The 1,245-nt window shown below is 37.0% G+C and carries 5 protein-coding genes; all 5 read left to right on the top strand.

The features are described 5' to 3' along the window. A partial coding sequence (locus tag SD53_RS12355) for a DUF3269 family protein (protein WP_046520534.1) occupies window positions 1–198 on the top strand: 198 nt, incomplete at its 5' end. Window positions 199–207: 9 nt separating this feature from the next. Continuing rightward, entirely contained in the window at window positions 208–612 is a 405-nt protein-coding gene (locus SD53_RS12350; RefSeq protein ID WP_000049795.1) for a DUF1064 domain-containing protein, read from the top strand. Between the two features lie 4 nt (window positions 613–616). Continuing rightward, complete coding sequence (locus tag SD53_RS12345) at window positions 617–802, top strand: DUF3113 family protein (RefSeq protein ID WP_001187245.1); 186 nt, start codon at window positions 617–619, stop codon at window positions 800–802. After that, the gene (locus SD53_RS12340) at window positions 803–1,159 is read left to right on the top strand and encodes an SA1788 family PVL leukocidin-associated protein (protein WP_000029376.1); all 357 of its coding nucleotides are present in this window, start codon (window positions 803–805) and stop codon (window positions 1,157–1,159) included. Window positions 1,160–1,162: 3 nt separating this feature from the next. Continuing rightward, a partial coding sequence (locus SD53_RS18490; RefSeq protein ID WP_224758065.1) for an SAV1978 family virulence-associated passenger protein occupies window positions 1,163–1,245 on the top strand: 83 nt, incomplete at its 3' end.

Raw genomic sequence — 1,245 nt, 5'->3', positions numbered from 1 at the left:
TACCGAGAAGATGGCACAGAAGATATTAAGGTCATCAAGTATAAAGAGAATGAGAATGAAGTTTATTCGCTCACAGGAGCCCATTTCAGCGACGAAAAGAAAATTATGACTGATAGTGACCTAAAACGATTTAAAGGCGCTCACGGACTTCTATATGAGCAAGAGCTAGGTTTACAAGCAACGATATTTGATATTTAGAGGTGGACGATGAGTAAATACAACGCTAAGAAAGTTGAGTACAAAGGAATTGTATTTGATAGCAAAGTAGAGTGTGAATATTACCAATATTTAGAAAGTAATATGAATGGCACTAACTATGATCGTATCGAAATACAACCGAAATTCGAACTACAACCTAAATTTGGGAAACAAAGACCGATTACGTATATAGCTGATTTCTCTTTGTGGAAGGATGGCAAACTGGTCGAAGTTTTAGATGTTAAAGGTAAGGCGACTGAAGTTGCCAACATCAAAGCGAAGATATTCAGATATCAGTATAGAGATGTGAATTTAACGTGGATATGTAAAGCGCCTAAATACACAGGTCAAGAATGGATGGTATATGAGGACTTAGTGAAAGTCAGACGTAAAAGAAAAAGAGAAATGAAGTGATTTAATGCAACAACAAGCATATATAAATGCAACGATTGATATAAGAATACCTACCGAAGTTGAATATCAGCATTTTGATGATGTGGATGATGAAAAAGATGCACTGGCAGATTACTTATATAACAATCCGGACGAAATACTAGAGTATGACAGCATAACAATAAGACACGCATATATAGAGGTGGAATAAATGAGTATCGTAAAGATTAACGGTAAACCATATAAATTTACCGAACATGAAAATGAATTGATAAAAAAGAATGGTTTAACTCCAGGAATGGTTGCAAAAAGAGTACGAGGTGGCTGGGCGTTGTTAGAAGCCTTACATGCACCTTATGGTATGCGCTTAGCTGAGTATAAAGAAATTGTGTTATCCAAAATCATGGAGCGAGAGAGCAAAGAACGTGAAATGGCTAGGCAACGACGTAAAGAGGCTGAGCTAAGAAGAAAGAAGCCACATTTGTTTAATGTGCCACAAGTGCATCCAAGAGGACGTTATGCGTGCTACCTGATGGAAAACGACATATTCGTGAAAGTTAAGAAGTAGATCATGACAGATAATGCACGCAAAGAATACTTAAACCAATTTTTCGGCTCTAAGAGATATCTGTATCAGGATAACGAGCGAGTGGC

It is taken from the genome of Rheinheimera mesophila, from assembly GCF_000986865.1.
GTDB classification, from domain to species: domain Bacteria; phylum Pseudomonadota; class Gammaproteobacteria; order Enterobacterales; family Alteromonadaceae; genus Pararheinheimera; species Pararheinheimera mesophila.
This window is presented reverse-complemented; position numbering and strand designations above follow the sequence as displayed.

What these genes read in the sequence shown, in the direction of transcription:
- SD53_RS12350 (WP_000049795.1), top strand. Translation starts at nt 208, where the DNA reads ATGAGTAAATACAACGCTAAGAAAGTTGAGTACAAAGGAATTGTATTT.
- SD53_RS12345 (WP_001187245.1), top strand. Translation starts at nt 617, where the DNA reads ATGCAACAACAAGCATATATAAATGCAACGATTGATATAAGAATACCT.
- SD53_RS12340 (WP_000029376.1), top strand. Translation starts at nt 803, where the DNA reads ATGAGTATCGTAAAGATTAACGGTAAACCATATAAATTTACCGAACAT.